The sequence below is a fragment of the Reichenbachiella sp. genome (assembly GCF_965223055.1).
Classification (GTDB): domain Bacteria; phylum Bacteroidota; class Bacteroidia; order Cytophagales; family Cyclobacteriaceae; genus Reichenbachiella.
Genome location: NZ_CBDCVM010000012.1, coordinates 142,099 through 157,292 on the forward strand (window position 1 = coordinate 142,099; position 15,194 = coordinate 157,292).

At 40.6% G+C, this 15,194-nt stretch carries 17 protein-coding genes; 11 read left to right on the forward strand and 6 right to left on the reverse strand.

Annotation, left to right across the window (positions count from 1 at the left end; translation table 11 throughout):
• Positions 1-4: 4 nt before the first annotated feature.
• On the reverse strand, positions 5-1,630 hold the full coding sequence (gene ade, locus ACOQO5_RS15895) for an adenine deaminase (protein ID WP_420582678.1): 1,626 nt from the start codon (positions 1,628-1,630) through the stop codon (positions 5-7).
• A 168-nt stretch (positions 1,631-1,798) separates the two neighbouring features.
• Between ade and nadC the strand changes: the two genes are divergently transcribed.
• The 6 genes from nadC to ACOQO5_RS15925 all read left to right on the forward strand — a co-directional run bounded on the left by nadC (position 1,799) and on the right by ACOQO5_RS15925 (position 6,358).
• Positions 1,799-2,659: a carboxylating nicotinate-nucleotide diphosphorylase gene (gene nadC, locus ACOQO5_RS15900; RefSeq protein WP_420582679.1), complete on the forward strand. Its 861-nt coding sequence runs from the start codon at positions 1,799-1,801 to the stop codon at positions 2,657-2,659.
• 2 nt (positions 2,660-2,661) lie between these two features.
• Positions 2,662-3,138: a YcxB family protein gene (locus ACOQO5_RS15905; RefSeq protein ID WP_420582680.1), complete on the forward strand. Its 477-nt coding sequence runs from the start codon at positions 2,662-2,664 to the stop codon at positions 3,136-3,138.
• A gap of 259 nt (positions 3,139-3,397) precedes the next feature.
• Positions 3,398-4,018 carry a regulatory protein RecX gene (locus ACOQO5_RS15910; RefSeq protein WP_420582681.1) on the forward strand — a complete coding sequence of 207 codons (621 nt, stop codon included), beginning with the start codon at positions 3,398-3,400 and terminating at the stop codon, positions 4,016-4,018.
• Between the two features lie 96 nt (positions 4,019-4,114).
• The gene (locus ACOQO5_RS15915; protein ID WP_420582682.1) at positions 4,115-4,633 is read left to right on the forward strand and encodes a DinB family protein; all 519 of its coding nucleotides are present in this window, start codon (positions 4,115-4,117) and stop codon (positions 4,631-4,633) included.
• A 154-nt stretch (positions 4,634-4,787) separates the two neighbouring features.
• A complete protein-coding gene (locus ACOQO5_RS15920; RefSeq protein ID WP_420582683.1) occupies positions 4,788-5,750 on the forward strand; it encodes a hypothetical protein in 963 nt (320 codons plus the stop codon).
• Positions 5,747-6,358: a LysE family transporter gene (locus ACOQO5_RS15925; RefSeq protein WP_420582684.1), complete on the forward strand. Its 612-nt coding sequence runs from the start codon at positions 5,747-5,749 to the stop codon at positions 6,356-6,358. The genes ACOQO5_RS15920 and ACOQO5_RS15925 overlap by 4 nt, the downstream gene beginning before the upstream one ends.
• A gap of 116 nt (positions 6,359-6,474) precedes the next feature.
• On the opposite strand, the gene ACOQO5_RS15930 is transcribed toward ACOQO5_RS15925, so the two are convergent.
• Both ACOQO5_RS15930 and ACOQO5_RS15935 read right to left on the reverse strand, forming a co-directional pair.
• Positions 6,475-7,089: a hypothetical protein gene (locus ACOQO5_RS15930; protein ID WP_420582685.1), complete on the reverse strand. Its 615-nt coding sequence runs from the start codon at positions 7,087-7,089 to the stop codon at positions 6,475-6,477.
• Positions 7,086-7,418: a PadR family transcriptional regulator gene (locus ACOQO5_RS15935; protein ID WP_420582686.1), complete on the reverse strand. Its 333-nt coding sequence runs from the start codon at positions 7,416-7,418 to the stop codon at positions 7,086-7,088. Before ACOQO5_RS15935 ends, ACOQO5_RS15930 begins: the two co-directional genes overlap by 4 nt.
• Positions 7,419-7,588: 170 nt before the next feature.
• Here ACOQO5_RS15935 and ACOQO5_RS15940 point away from each other — a divergent pair, with 170 nt between their 5' ends.
• Together ACOQO5_RS15940 and ACOQO5_RS15945 are read left to right on the forward strand one after the other, a co-directional pair.
• Positions 7,589-7,927, forward strand: a complete 339-nt coding sequence (locus ACOQO5_RS15940; protein WP_420582687.1) for a PadR family transcriptional regulator — start codon at positions 7,589-7,591, stop codon at positions 7,925-7,927.
• Positions 7,924-10,563, forward strand: a complete 2,640-nt coding sequence (locus ACOQO5_RS15945) for an ABC transporter permease (protein WP_420582688.1) — start codon at positions 7,924-7,926, stop codon at positions 10,561-10,563. The genes ACOQO5_RS15940 and ACOQO5_RS15945 overlap by 4 nt, the downstream gene beginning before the upstream one ends.
• A gap of 76 nt (positions 10,564-10,639) precedes the next feature.
• Here ACOQO5_RS15945 and ACOQO5_RS15950 read toward each other — a convergent pair whose 3' ends face one another.
• Together ACOQO5_RS15950 and ACOQO5_RS15955 are read right to left on the reverse strand one after the other, a co-directional pair.
• Positions 10,640-10,951, reverse strand: a complete 312-nt coding sequence (locus tag ACOQO5_RS15950) for a hypothetical protein (protein ID WP_420582689.1) — start codon at positions 10,949-10,951, stop codon at positions 10,640-10,642.
• 49 nt (positions 10,952-11,000) lie between these two features.
• Positions 11,001-12,194: a DUF4105 domain-containing protein gene (locus ACOQO5_RS15955; RefSeq protein ID WP_420582690.1), complete on the reverse strand. Its 1,194-nt coding sequence runs from the start codon at positions 12,192-12,194 to the stop codon at positions 11,001-11,003.
• Between the two features lie 153 nt (positions 12,195-12,347).
• Here ACOQO5_RS15955 and ACOQO5_RS15960 point away from each other — a divergent pair, with 153 nt between their 5' ends.
• The gene (locus ACOQO5_RS15960) at positions 12,348-13,319 is read left to right on the forward strand and encodes an SPASM domain-containing protein (protein ID WP_420583429.1); all 972 of its coding nucleotides are present in this window, start codon (positions 12,348-12,350) and stop codon (positions 13,317-13,319) included.
• Positions 13,312-13,857 carry a 2'-5' RNA ligase family protein gene (locus ACOQO5_RS15965; RefSeq protein ID WP_420582691.1) on the forward strand — a complete coding sequence of 182 codons (546 nt, stop codon included), beginning with the start codon at positions 13,312-13,314 and terminating at the stop codon, positions 13,855-13,857. Before ACOQO5_RS15960 ends, ACOQO5_RS15965 begins: the two co-directional genes overlap by 8 nt.
• A gap of 141 nt (positions 13,858-13,998) precedes the next feature.
• On the opposite strand, the gene ACOQO5_RS15970 is transcribed toward ACOQO5_RS15965, so the two are convergent.
• On the reverse strand, positions 13,999-14,490 hold the full coding sequence (locus ACOQO5_RS15970; RefSeq protein ID WP_420582692.1) for a DUF6702 family protein: 492 nt from the start codon (positions 14,488-14,490) through the stop codon (positions 13,999-14,001).
• A gap of 115 nt (positions 14,491-14,605) precedes the next feature.
• Here ACOQO5_RS15970 and ACOQO5_RS15975 point away from each other — a divergent pair, with 115 nt between their 5' ends.
• Positions 14,606-15,190: a HupE/UreJ family protein gene (locus ACOQO5_RS15975; protein WP_420582693.1), complete on the forward strand. Its 585-nt coding sequence runs from the start codon at positions 14,606-14,608 to the stop codon at positions 15,188-15,190.
• Positions 15,191-15,194: the final 4 nt, after the last annotated feature.

The window sequence follows — 15,194 nt, forward strand, 5'->3', positions numbered from 1 at the left end:
AGTTCTAGTCCGTAAAAACATCGATAAACTTAAAGCTCTCCCCATCAAAAAATCCAAGGTCACTCATCTTGGCTTTGGGGATGACGAGTAACGCCATGAAAGACAATGTCATAAAAGGCGAGTTGAGTGATGAGCCCAGCGATTTTGCGAAGGCGTCTATTTGGCTATAGGCTTCAGCCACTTCATAGCCATCTTTTTCAGACATGATGCCGGCTACAGGCAGCTCTAGCAGCTGCTCTTCACCTTTTCCAACGGCCGATACGCCACCTTTAGCTGCGATAATCAAATTCACTGCCATGGCTATCGACTCATCATCTACACCAACGGCAATAATGTTGTGTGAATCATGGCCAACTGAAGAAGCGATGGCTCCTTCTTTCAATCCAATATTCTTGATGTAACCAATGGCAGGCGTCGCTTCTTTGTAGCGGTTAACCACAGTGACTTTCAGAATATCTTCGTCCGTATTCGTTTGGTTTTGGTTGTAGATCAATCCACTGTCAAACGAAAGTAAATTGGTAATAAGCTGACCATCCAGAGCTTCCATCACCTGGACTTTGCTTCCTTTTATCTCTATTTTGAATTGATCTGCAGTTTTTGGTTGGCAATCAAAATTATTGATGATTGTGTTTTGGACTTTTGGGATGTTGGAGGTGCCGTTTTCAGCCACCATTGCTCCATTGATCCAGGTCTGTTGAACATTGAAATCTTCGATGTTGTCAACCAATATGAAGTCTGCAGGATCATTTTCTTGCAGTAGTCCGATATTCATATTGTAGTGATTCACAGGATTGACACAAGCAGCTTGCAGCACTTTATACAAATCATTGCCCTTGGCCAAGGCGCGTTTCACTAATAAATTGATATGACCTTCTACTAAATTGTCAGGGTGCTTGTCATCCGAGCAAAACATGATTCTTTCATAGTTTTTATCCAATAGAGGAATAAGGGCTTCAAAATTCTTGGCGGCACTTCCTTCACGAATGAGGATTTTCATACCACAGTCGAGTTTTTCTTGTGCTTCTTCCAGCGTAAAACATTCATGATCGGTGCTGATTCCGGCGGCAGCATAGGTCTTGGCTTGTTCGCCTATCAAACCAGGGGCATGACCATCTACTGGTTTGCCCAATGCTTTGGCTTTGGCTATTTTGGCGAAAGCGGTCTCGTCATTGAATAGCACACCAGGCCAGTTCATCATCTCAGCTAAATAGTTGATTTCTGGTTTTTTGAGTAGGTACTCCACATCATCTACATTGATTTCAGCACCAGCAGTTTCAAAAGTGGTAGCAGGTACACAAGACGGGGCGCCGAAATGAAATTTGAAATTGATCTGCTTTCCATTTTCAATCATATATTCTACCCCTTTCACGCCAAGTACATTGCCGATCTCATGTGGGTCGGAGATGGTGCCTACCGTGCCGTGAACTGCGGCTAATCGACCAAACTCAGAAGGAACCAACATAGAACTTTCTACATGCACATGCGCATCTACAAACCCTGGCAGTATATATTGGTCTGGTGCCTCATCTGTTTTTTCAATGTTTTGAATTACACCATTTTCAAAATGAATGACAGCGGGATAGGTTGAGCGGTTGAGGATGTCTATGAGTTGGCCGGAAACTTGATTCATTGTGAGATAGTTATTTGGGATGAAGTTAATGAGTAATTGGCTATTGAAACCTTATTATTTCATTGTTTCCATAATGCATTGCTTCAATAACTCATTATTTCATTGTCTCAATAAACCTCAGTTGTATATTTTTGCGCCTCGCAGCAGCCGAAAACTCTAATTTCAACAATGAAAATTAAGTATCTGACCAAAAAGGCCATATTTAAATTTATTGACTCCGCCCTCAAAGAGGACATTGGAGATGGGGATCATAGTACGCTCGCGTCGATACCTGAAGATTTGCAGCAAGAAGCCAGATTATTGATTAAAAGTGATGGTGTGATCGCAGGGCTGCAACTCGCAGAATGGATCTTCAAAAGATTCGATACCGAACTAGAGGTGACTTTGCTCAAGAAGGATGGCGATGTGGTATCAGAGGGTGAAGTCGGACTGACAGTGAAAGGAAAGGCACGATCTATTCTTTCTACCGAAAGGTTGGTGCTCAACTGTATGCAACGCATGAGTGGCATAGCTACTTATACAAGAGAGCTGGCTGACATGATTAAGCATACTGGAGCGCAATTGCTAGATACCAGAAAGACTGGCCCTAACTTCCGTATTTGTGAAAAGTGGGCAGTGAAAATAGGCGGAGGAGAAAATCACCGGTTTGGCTTATATGATATGGTGATGCTCAAGGACAATCACGTGGATTATGCTGGTGGCATCAAAGCAGCAGTAGAGCGCACTAAAAAATACCTTGTGGAAAATGACAAGGACTTAAAAATAGAGGTAGAGACCAGAAATTTGGATGAAGTGCGTGATGCGATAGAGGTAGGCGGTATCGATGTGATTATGCTGGATAATATGCTGCCTTCTGCAATGCGTGAAGCCATCCAGCTCATTGGGGGTAAATGCAAAACGGAAGCCTCTGGAGGAATTACTGAAAAGAACATAAAAGAAATGGCAGAGACTGGTGTAGACTATATTTCGATAGGTGCGCTGACACACTCTTATGCCAGTTTAGATATTAGTTTGAAAGCAATTAAATAATAATGAACGTAAAAACTAAAAAATATCAAATGACCACAGGGACGTATGTGAAGTTGGCATTTGGCAATTTGATAAAAGATCAATGGTGGGTGATTTTGATTTATTTGGCTATTTGTGCCGGGTATTTTTGGATTCCAAACCACTGGTGGATCACAGGCGCAAGTATCGCCTTGACGTTGTATATCTTGTTTTGGTTGATCCAGTTTGCTGGAATCTCGCAATTGGAGCAGGGCAAGTTCATGTTTGAAAAACTAAGCTATGAAATCAATAGTCAGCAGATTTTGATCAAACTCAACAGCAAGCAAGGTATGCCCATGAAATGGGAAAATATCAAAAGAGCCGTAGCAGGCAAGGATCATTTCCTTTTGACCATAAATAAGGCACAGCATGTGCACCTACCACACAGAATTTTTAACTCCAACAACGAGATCAAATTCGTTGAGACTATTCTGAAGAGAAAAGGATACATTAAGGAGTAGATTTTCTATTAGCGAAACACGACTATTTCAAACTCTGCGTCACTTCGATCGATGGAGAGAAGTCCCTTGCTGACTGCAATGCCGCAGGGGACTTCTCGATTCCTCGAAGTGACGTTTTTATATTTTTTCACTACGCTTTTCAAATTCCTCAAAATACAGGCATGTCAGTGATCATTGAGGTTTTGATTTGGCCTTGAATTAATTCCGTTCAGAAATTCAGATCTAGAAAATTAGGATTAAATCCATTGTTTGATCCCGAATGAGTAGTCATTCGGGAGAGTTTGGATTTAAGTACAAGAATAATCTGAATTTTAGGAATTTATTCTCAGCCTTGATTTCTTTGCCTACTTTCTTTATCAAGAAAGAAAGTAAGAGCCTGTCTGGCTTGAAGACAATCGTGCAAGAACCCAAAAAACCAAAACGCCACACCCCTAAAGAAGCCAAACTCAAGGCCGCAAACTTCTGCGCCTACCAGGAACGGTCACAGAAAGAGGTGCGCAATAAATTGTATGATCTAGGTCTTTACCCAGATGAAGTAGAGGAGGTCTTAACCGATCTCATCATGGACAACTTCATCAATGAAGAACGCTTCGCAAAGGCCTATATTGGAGGCAAGTTTAGAGTGAAAAAATGGGGTCGAAAAAAGATTCTTCTAGGAATAGCGCCACACAAACTGTCTCCTTATTGTATCAAAAAAGGGCTGGAGGAAATAGACGAAGAAGATTACTTTCAAACGCTCGAAGAGCTGGTTCTGAAAAAAGCAAATGCTGTGAAAGAAACCGACCTATTCAAAAGACGTAGTAAAGTAGCCACTCATGCGATCTACAAAGGATTTGAGTCAGATTTGGTATGGGAAGTAGTCAAGCGATTGGTGGTTTGAACTTTTGATTTCGAAAAAGAGTTTAGTCAAGAACCAAATGCCACAAATCTGGACTATTTATTATATTGACAAACCAAAAACTCAAGTCTTACCTCCATGGATATCATACCAGCATCGCATAAGATTTTGGACCAGCTGACTTACCTACTGGAAAATCTCACCAACGATGAATATAGCAAGTCCCTGTTAATCCTTCACGACAATTCTATCGGACAGCATGTACGTCATTCACTGGAATTTTACACCTGTCTTATGAATGGAAGACCCCATGGATTAGTGAATTATGACGAAAGGGAGAGAGATGTGTTTTTGGAAAGCAATACATTGGAAGCATTAACTATTGTAGCCAATCTAAAGGGGGCTTTAAATGAGATTAAAAGGAATCAACCGCTTAAACTTCTACAACAAGGCTATGCCGTTGATTCCAATGAAAAAAATGAGGTGGAAAGCAACCTCTATCGTGAACTGATTTATAATATTGAACATGCAGTTCATCATATGGCGCTGATGAAAATTGGGCTAAGAGAGCTAAAACCTGATCTGGAGCTGCCTAATGATTTTGGTGTGGCCAGTTCGACCATCAAATTTCGTCAGTCCCAGCAAGCCAACGCGTAAGTATCTTTTATGAACATTGCGGTAGAAACAGAAAGTCGGATTCGGGAGCCAATACAGAAAAAAAAAGCTTTATGAAAAGTTGAACACCAGTGTATTTTGGGCAAAGATATTCCGCTGGGAGTTTTGGCCTTTTTCCGTATTCTATTTTCCAGTTATGTTTTATTGGGCCTGGCTTTCGCTAAAAACAAGATCATTTTTCTTTTTTACAGCTTCCAACCCAACCATAGAATTTGGTGGGATGCTGGGCGAATCAAAAGACAAAATATTCAAGTTGATTCCTGATCAGTACATTCCCAAAACCTACAAACTGAATCCATCGGTTGATCAGGACAGTTTTCTGGAAAGGTTGAAACTAGAAGGACTAGATTATCCATTCATTTTGAAGCCCGACATAGGCGAAAGAGGCTGGATGGTTGAGATGATAAAAAATGAAAAGGACCTGACAGATTATTTAGATCGTATTCAAGTGGATTTTCTTGTGCAAGAGTATGTGGCTTATGACGTGGAACTGGGTGTGTTTTACTACCGTTATCCTAATTGTGGTCGCGGTACGGTGAGTTCTATTGTGATGAAAGAGATGCTTGGTGTTACGGGCGATGGTATTCGTTCGATAGCGGACTTGATGACCGATGATGCAAGGGCGAAAATGCACCTTGATCAGCTAAAATTAAAAATGCCTGACAGGCTTAAACAAATTCCGAAACGTGATGAAAGGGTAGAGCTCAATCCAATTGGGAACCATAGCCGAGGCACCACATTCCTTAATGGAAATCATCTGATTGACTCAAGGTTGATTGAGGTGTTTGACAAGGTCAGTGCACAAATCGATGGTTTCTATTTTGGTCGATATGATTTGAGGTGCCACTCAGTCGAAGACTTGTACAATGGCGAGCATTTCAAAATTCTGGAGCTCAACGGAGCAGGTGCCGAGCCGGCCCATATCTACCAGCCTGGTTTTTCTTTAATTCAAGCATACAAGGACATTATCCATCATCTAAAAGTTCTGGCAGACATTTCTACTTTAAACAAGAAAAATGGAATTCCTTATTACAGTTTTCGCAAAGGTTTGAAAGAAATCTTGAAAATAAGAAAGTACAATCAACAGAAAGTTACATGAGTTGGTTGATACTCTTTGGTGCAGGTTTTTTCTTTAGTTTCATCGGTTCCATTCCGCCAGGTAGTATTAATATCAGTGCCCTGCAGTATGCACTCGAAAAGCGAATTAGGGCAGCCTATGCCTTTGCCGTTGCTGCAGCTGCTACTGAATATTTGTATGCTGCCATTGCCGTTCGGTTTCAGATTTATCTTACTGAAAGTGCAGATATTTCCCAATATTTTCAAATGATCACTGGGTCGGTTCTCATCTTATTGGGAGTATTAAATCTGTTCAAAAAGTCTAGGAAAACGAAAGTCAAAAACATTGGTGAAAAACGAAATGCCTTCAAGAAAGGAATCTTACTCAGTCTGGCAAATCCACTAGCCATTCCTTTTTGGCTGATGGTAACCGCCTACCTACAGAGTATGGGTTGGATAGTTATGTCCGATCAAAATTTCTGGATTTATGTGACTGGCATTTCCACCGGCACCTTTTGCTTATTAGCCACAGTGATCAAACTGGGCACCAAGTTTAATGCCATCCAGGGTAATGTCCTTCTGATCTATCGTGTGTCGGGCCTGATCTTTATTGGAATGGGAGTTTGGAGTTTTGTTTCGCCTCACCAATAGAAACAAAAAAAGGCTGTCTCAAAAGTTGGCCGTCATTGCGATCCTGATGGCTATCGGGATCGTGATGACGAGTTTAAGACTTTTGAAACAACCTCTTTTAACAATTGCGTCTTTGATTAGATACTTTGAAGTGATCTTTTGTAGAGCTTAAAAAAGAAGGCTGGCAGCACACCTAAACCAACAACAAGTGCGGCCAGAGCAACCATCTCACCAGACCCCTGCCAGTTCATAAATTTGAACCACAGAACCAGAGTCAGACCTAAAGCAGTAACTATCCATAATATTTTTTCCGTCAGAGAGTTCACGATTTTTCCGGTGCTTTCACTTAAAAGTAGCATTGGAACAAACAAAACTGCATTTCCTGTGCCTCCTATGAGCAAGCAGACATCTGCTCCCTCCCAATAGAGACCTTCCCAGCTGAGGACCTTAAAAGTGGCTCCTACGACAAAGATTAGGCTAAACAAAAAGCCGAGTGTGTAAGTGATTTTTTTCATCATTGTAAATTTTTTAAAATTGATTAATAAATATGTTTCTTGTTCTATTTCCTGGCACCCATTGGGTGTAGTTTGAGCAAAGGCCTCGTCAAAGGCCTCTTCGAAATCCTTTCCAGCCTCCAGTTTGGTTTCGACTACACAGCATAAATGATCGATCAAATCATCTCTCAATGAAATATTTGAGAGCTGATCTTCTGCTACTCTATTGATGATTTTGTCTACGTATTCTTCACTCATGTTACATTAGGGCTTAGTGATGGAGGGTTAAAAATTACTTGCCTCATGGTATTTAGAAAACTGTCCATTTCTTCCAGAAGAGCTACTTTTCTCTCTTCTCCTTTGGAGGTTAGACTATAGTACTTTCGTACACGCTTTCCGATCTTTTCTTCTTCGAAAGTCAGCACACCATCATCTAGCAACTTGTGTAGCGCAGGGTAAAGCGACCCTTCTTTGATCAGAAGTTTTCCATCGGACTCAGTTTTGACCTGTTGGGTGATCTCATACCCATACATCCTTTTGTTGTCAGAAAGCAATCTTAAAATGATCACTTCCAATGTTCCTTTCATTAGTTCTTTTGAATACATAGAACAATAATACATAGATAAACATAGTATTGCAAATTTTCATGAAATATTGAGGTAATGTTGACTTTCTGTTCCTCATCGCACCATCAATACTACATTTAGGTATTGAGTATTTTTTTACTATATTGCAATACTACATTTAGGTATTGCTTATGAAAAAGTATCAATTAGGTGAATTTGAAGAGATTGTATTGCTCACAGTAGGCGTGCTGTATGACCATGCCTACGGTATTGCGATCAAAGATGAGATAGAAAAACGCCTTGAACGAAAGGTGAGTCTAGGCGCTTTGCAGTCGGCGCTTCGCCGTATGGAAGAAAAAGGTTTTCTGGAATCCGAAACCGGAGAGACTACCGCTAAACGTGGGGGCAAACCCAAACGATTTTTCAAAATGACGAGCTTTGGCCGTAGAGCCCTGGAGTACAACCGTGACGTACGTGCCGAACTATGGAAGGCACTACCGGATATGGTGCTCGAAGCCAAATTCGTATGATAAAAAAAATCGCAGACCGACTTTTTCGGTGGTACTGCCATCCTGATTATTATCCTGATATTCAGGGAGACCTGGAAGAACTCTATCAGGACAAAAGGGAAGCATCTCCTCGAACTGCGCAATATTACTATCTGATCGAGGTACTTAAGTTGTATCGACTTGCTCTCATCAGACCACTATTCAAAAACTCATTATTTAACTCCACAGGCATGTTGAAAAACTATTTCAAAATCAGCTTCCGAAATCTGGTGAAGCAAAAGGTATTTTCTGCCATCAACATCATAGGTCTGGCCATTGGCTTGGCAGCCTTTTTATTGATCAACCAATATGTCCAGTTCGAAAAGAGCTACGATAAGTTTTTCACAGATTCTGATCGGCTCTATCGACTCACTACAGACCAGGTACTGGATGGAGTAATTGGCACGAGAGATGCCATGTCGTTTGCACCATCGGGAGCAGCGCTGGTAGAAAGAATACCTGAATTTGTGAATGCTACAGTTACTTATCAATTTATAGAATTGATCATTAGAAAGAATGACCGATCACTAACTGAAAAGCGCGTGATTGCTGCGGATAGTAATTATTTGGAAATGTTTGATTACAAAGTGATTGCCGGAGGTGATCCAGGTGAGATGCTCAAAGATCCAAAATCCATTGTGCTGACCGAATCACGAGCGAAGGCTTATTTCGGAGATGAAAACCCAATCGGGCAGACATTGAAAGTATTAAGTGGCTTCGAAGAAGGATTTAAAGTGACAGGTGTGATCGAAGACATGCACGAAAATACGCACTATAAGTTTGATGTCTTGCTTTCGATTTATAGTCTGCAGGATAGATTAGATGATGATGGTTGGAATAGCTTTAATTATTATACGTACCTGCAATTGGCTCCTGAAGCAGACATCGATAAAGTAAGAAACAAGATGCCTCGGATGTTCGAAGTTTCCGGAGAAGACGAATCAGATACTAATTTGGAATTTAACCTTCAAGCGGTAGAAGACATTCATCTCTACTCAGACTATACTTATGAACCAGAGATTCATGGAAGTAATGAAACGGTTATTTTCCTCAATGTCATTTCTATTTTGATCATTATCATTGCCTGGGTCAATTATATCAACCTTTCAACAGCGAAAGCCATTGATCGAGCCAGGGAAGTGGGTGTGAGAAAAGCTATAGGTGCGTATAAAACGCAATTGATTATTCAATTTTTATTTGAGTCATTTTTACTCAATATGTTGGCAGCATTTCTGGCGATTGGTATGGCGGAGATTGTCTACCCAGGTTTTAACCAATTAGTAGGCAAGGATATAATTGACAATGTATGGTTGAATAAAGCTTTTTTGTTCAAAGTGTTCTCTTTTGCCTTGGTTGGCTCGATTGTGTCAGGTTTGTATCCCGCTTTTGTATTGTCCAACTTCCAAGCAGTGACGGTACTAAAAGGAAAGTTTAGAAATTCAGCCAAAGGCACTTTGTTGAGAAAGGGTTTGGTTATTGTTCAATTCACTGTTTCGTTGATGCTGCTGGCGGGCACGTTTATCATAAATCAACAAGTGGCTTATATGCAATCTGCGGATAAGGGGATTGACATGGACTATGTAGTAGGACTGAGCAGGCCTCGCTATACCGACAACAACCGAGAAGAAATGATGGAGAAGTACAGACAGTTCAAAGAAAGTTTGCTTAACCATCATGCTATCGAAAATGTTGGATTTACTAATTCTCTACCCGGAGGAGATTTGTCTGACATTGGTTCCACCACTGGCGAAGTACAGGTCGTTGGTAAAACCAATATTTTGGAAGGTACCACCTATATGCAATGGTGCGACGAAAGATATATGGATGCTGTGGGCATCAGACTGGTAGCGGGCAGGACTTTTAATGCTGATATGGCAACTGATACTTCTGCCATTATTGTCAATCAAGCTTTTCTGAAGAGACTGGGTGTTAAAGACTTTGAGTCTATGCTCAATGAAAAAATACAATACGGTGAAAGTGAAGATGGGCACCTCTATCGTTTGATTGGAATCATGCAAGATTACAATCGTACTTCATTGAAAAATAAGGTAGAGCCCACTTCTATCTTTTTCAATGAATATTCAAACCGTGTAGTGGTCAGGTTTTCTCCGAGCAATTACCAAGATGGTTTAAAACATCTGGAGTCTACTTACCAAAGCTTTTTCCCCAACACACCTTTGTCTTATTCATTTTTGGACGAGCGGTTTAAAATATTATTTCAAGAAGATCAGCAGTTTGGACAGGTGATAGCTACTTTTTCTATTTTGGCCATTATTGTTGCGTCACTTGGGCTCTTTGGCCTGTCGGCTTTCATGGCGATCAATCGTGCCAAGGAAGTAGGGATCCGAAAAGTTTTAGGCGCTACCATTCCGCAGATATTGGTCATATTCTATAAGGAGTTTGTAGTGTTGATTGGTCTTTCAGCCGCGATTGGCATTCCATTAGTCTATTACACCATGAACAATTGGCTGGAAAATTATGCCTACCGCGTGGACTTTCCATGGATGTTTATTGGTGTGTCCATTCTTTTAGTGATCGCCTCAGCTTTGCTCACCGTTGGTTATCAAACCATTAGAGTAGCTGTGAAGAATCCAAGTGAGACGCTGAGGTATGAATAATAATGTACTATGGTGACAACACCAACGAAGGCGAAATGATAATATAGCTCAGGGTTTAAACCCTGAGCTATATTATTTACATCAATGCCGTCACCAACTGCATTACACCAATCACCCCAAAGATTACACCCCAATACTCCATTTTGATCCAAAACAACGTGTGATTCGACTTTAGCTCAATTCGCTCACCAGTAACTTCATCAACGACTATTCTACCCCGTGCATTATTCCATTTTTTGCCTAAGTAGAAATTGAGTGCCCCTGCCAATAGAATGCTAAGAGGAAAAGTGTAAACACCTACTTTTTCAGAAGAAATTGAGATAAGTAATAGAATAGAGCCTACTAAAATAAGTGGTGTCAAAATACCACGTCCGGACCAAATAATCATGAGTAAAGAACAGTTATTGATGAATATCTAATTGTGTAACCAGTGCAATTTAGTTGGTGTTTTTATGCCCTTTTAATAAATAAGCCAGATAGTATGACCTCAAAGCTAAAGCGAGCAAGAAAGGAATTAAAGCATAATGAACAACTTGAGGTAAGAGTTCTCTGAAAATAATGAGTAAGAGTTGTAGCCCACCGAAAGCCAAAAAATAGTACCTCAACCAAGCAGTCTTTGATTTTTTCAATAGGAAAAATAAGGCTGCCAAATTTAGCGGCATGGCCCATAACAAATTGAAATTATACTTTGACAGATGGTCTGTGCCAAACCATAAGAACAACAGAAACAATCCTAAAAGTCCTGTGATCCCGAATAAGATCACATCTATAAATCTGTAGTTGGCATTGTATTTCAATTCTCTATGAGTAATCAGTCCTACCACAAAAAACACTACCACAAACAAATGAATAGGTTTGAAGCCATCAGAGCTTGGTTGCTCAGAGCTGACATTCATCAGTTCTGAAGATGAAATAATTGGAGCCGTCGTGCTGTCGGACTTTAGCCTGGCCGTTTTCAGAGCCTCTTCTAAATACAAGGGCATGTATTGGTACTGAAAGCCATTGGCGGTCTCATCGATTTGTGCGCCCAAACAAATATCTATACCCAAATCTCCCCACGGTTGATAAGTCAAATATTTGTCCATTAAATCGCGAAAACTCATTGAATCGCTGGCATAGCTAAAATCGTATTGGATGCGATCACCTAAGGCTAGATCGAGTACATCACGCATTCTTGTCGCACAGTTGTCATAGCAATAGTTGTAGTAGTAGTTGGCATTTTCCGGCTTTGCGTTATCGATGAGAAAATCAAAAATGGCTTGTTTGTCTTCTTGATCTATATTTAACACATGTTCACGCCAAGTGCGATCCTCTCTGAAATAGTATCTCTTATAAGCTTCGTAATTGCCTGTACCGAGCTTGTAGTACAGCTTCCCTTTCGTAAAATTCAAATAGAAATTGGGCTGATCAAAATCGAAAATGCCATAGTTGAAAACCATATCGATACGGTTGATCGGGTCACTCACACGAAAGGCACTATGCCCAAAAGCAGAATACAACTCTACCTGTGTAGGGTCTAGAATAAGTACAATGACTTCTGCATCTTCTGATAGCTCTACATTTGAGGCCCGAGCGGAAAACTGAGCAGTCATTAGGGATAAAACAAACAAGAGCCGATAAGTGAATGACATCGATAGGTATGTTTAATTTTGAGTAAAGAAAAGCCGAGCAGGTTTGGTTTCAAAATTTGTATCTACTAAAATACGTATCCATCAAAATTTTACCTTCTGTTGCATTTCCATGATAGTCTCAACATATTGACCAAGCTCTCACCTGCTAAGGCGATGAATGCTGCGAAAGTGTTTTCGAGCTATTATCAGTCGAAGCACTTGGGTCGCTTTGTCAATCCATCTTTACCACTGAGCATGGCATTTGAGCCCACGACATCATGCAATCTTCGATGCCCTGAATGCCCTAGTGGTTTACGTTCATTCACCAGACCAACGGGTATGTTGGATGTTGACTTTTTCAAAGAGAAGATTATGGAGGTAAAATCACATTTAACGTATCTGACCTTCTACTTTCAGGGTGAGCCTTATTTGCATCCCGGTTTTTTAGATATGGTGGATCATGCGGCCAAAAACAAAATATACACAGCTACAAGCACTAATGCTCATTACTTGGATAACGAAAAAGCGGAAGCCACGGTTAAGTCTGGTTTGGATCGGCTGATTATTTCGATAGATGGCACGAGCCAGGTCACTTACGAACAATACCGCGTAGGCGGACAGCTGGAAAAAGTTTTGGATGGCACGCGCAACATGGTCAAGTGGAAAAAGAAAATGAAAGCCAAAACGCCACATTTAATCTTTCAGTTTTTGGTCGTTGGGCCTAATGAACATCAGATAGAAGAAGCCCGACATTTGGCTAAGGAAATTGGGGTGGATGAGATTCAATTCAAGACCGCACAGGTCTATGATTTCGAAAATGGTTCTGATCTGATTCCTGAAAACCAAAAGTATTCTCGTTATACTAAGGGGAAGAATGGTAAATACAAACTCAAGAACCCACTGCACAACCAGTGTTGGAAAATGTGGCAAAGTTGTGTGGTGACCTGGGATGGCAAGGTAGTACCTTGCTGCTTCGACAAAGATGCTTCGCACGTGATGGGTGATTGGAACAACCAGACATTCAAAGAGATCTGGTATAGCGAGCCATACGAAAGATTCAGAAGAAGCATCCTTACTGCTCGGGCTTCTATCGACATTTGCAAAAACTGCTCAGAAGGGCTCAATGTATCTTTGACCGATGGCTAAACCAGAGCAAAACCTGTACTTTCTTGCCTTAATTCCAGATGAGCCAGTGTTGTCGGAAGTGATCGCCTTCAAGAAAGAAGTGAAAGAGAAATTCAACTCCAAAGGTGCACTTCGATCACCACCGCATATCACCTTGCATATGCCTTTCAAATGGCGCGCTGACAGGGAAGACTTTTTGATCGAACAGCTTTCGAAATTCAGGTTTGACCTATATCCCTTTCAAGTGACTTTGGATGGTTTTGATTTTTTCGAACCTCGGGTGGTCTTCGTTGATGTAGAAAAAACTAAAGTCTTAACTCAATTGCAAAAAGAACTTTCTGATTTCGTCCGACGTGAGATCAACATCTTCAATGCTGATTATAAAGACAGGGGCTTTCACCCACACATGACCATCGGCTTTCGGGATTTGAAGAAAGCTGTTTTTCCTGAGGTTAAAACTTGTTTTCAAGATCGAAAGTATCAACGGCAGTTTGAGGTATCAAGATTCTGCTTGCTCAAGCACAATGGCGAGCGATGGGAGGAGTTTAGGTGGATGTAGAAGGGCTTTCCTGTACTCGGGTCCGCTAGTTTTCTTATCTGCACTTCTTGCCTTGGTTCGTGTCTACACGAACCTAACCGTCATGGACTGCAATGAAGTCTCGTGTGGACACGAGCCATGGCGGAAGCAGTTCAGTTAGATTTAATCAAAGCTCGCCTCACCCCAATATTCAGAATTAGACAATTTCAGGCTCTTCATTTGATCCCCATTTTCAACATGCACAATATTGGTTTGGTCATCATAGATTTCCATAAGTGTTTTGTTAGTCACTTTTAGTGATTTCACCTTTTTCACGCCAGTGATTACCTGATAACAATACATGACACTTTCTTCTTTTTCCGAACCTAGATAAATAGCACTTGCGGATTTACTATTGAGGTGGTAGGAAGTTTTTTCAGTTAGGTATTTACCAATCATCAGGTCTAGCTTATCAGGGTCGTCCGGATTTAAAACATCCACTTTTTCTTTTGACCAATCTGTCAAGGCTATTTCAAGATCATCCAGAAAGATACGATGTGTGATTTCTAGTTGTTTTTGCTTTTCGTCAAACTCAATTTCGCATACCGATACATGAAATGCATGTAGCGACATACCGCTCATATAATTTATCAGCAAAAGAAATAAATAGGTCATGTATTACACGTTTTCCATTATATGTTTACGGTCGTTAGACAGTAGAAGAGAACAAAAGTAAGTAATCTTCTCAGAGGCGTTGGTACTTTTATTTGAGTGGTAATTTTCAACTAGCATGTCAGAGTTTCAATTGTTTTTCTCTTTAGGAAGAGAACACATCTTAGACGTAAATGGCTACGATCATATCTTGTTCGTGATTGCACTGGCTGCCGTTTATTTATCCACCGACTGGAAACGAGTGTTGATTTTAGTGACAGCTTTTACCATTGGGCACTCGATCACTTTAGCACTTGTGGCACTTGATGTTTTTACTATCAATTCTAGCGTCGTGGAATTCCTAATTCCTGTTACAATTTTTATAACCGCAGCCTCTAACATCTGGCGACGAGAACAATACATTCAAGCCAAAATGAGTCGGCTTAATTATTATTTCGCCCTCTTTTTTGGATTGATTCATGGTATGGGATTCTCCAACTACCTAAAGGGAGTATTAGGAGATGAGACTTCTATCATTACTCAGCTATTTGCCTTCAATTTGGGCTTAGAGGTAGGACAAATTATAATCGTTGTGGCCTTCATGGGTATAGGCTACTTGATGAATAAATATATAAGTGTATCTAGAAAAGACTGGATTTTGGCTATTTCATCAGCAGTTGCTGGTGTGGCGATTACGCTAATGATAGATACAAAATTTTGGTAAAAAT